Annotated in this window: 1 protein-coding gene; it reads left to right on the top strand. The window is 22.2% G+C overall.

Annotation, left to right across the window (positions count from 1 at the left end; translation table 11 throughout):
* Positions 1-248 (top strand): hypothetical protein (locus ABFY71_RS19055; RefSeq protein WP_347947451.1); only part of this gene is annotated, 248 nt, incomplete at both ends.

The following is a 248-nucleotide window of genomic DNA, read 5'->3' as shown; positions in this document are numbered from 1 at the left end:
CTATTTGTGAAAAAGATGTAAATTATTATTATAAAGAAGATAGATATAGAGGAATGTCTATTATTCAATTAAACGATCTTATTAATGAATGGGATCGTTATATTATTAATGAATATATTCCTCCTATGATGTATTATAATAAAAATGATTGTTTTATTGGATGCGAAATAGTTAGATTATATATTGATGAAATTAGATTAAGATATACTATATCATATTCTTATAAAGTAAATGTTTTGAGTGCCAGC

Source organism: Devosia alba, from assembly GCF_039938915.1.
In the GTDB taxonomy this organism is placed as follows: domain Bacteria; phylum Pseudomonadota; class Alphaproteobacteria; order Rhizobiales; family Devosiaceae; genus Devosia; species Devosia alba.
The sequence above is the reverse complement of the archived record's forward strand: the minus strand, read 5'-3'. Positions and strand labels throughout refer to the sequence as shown.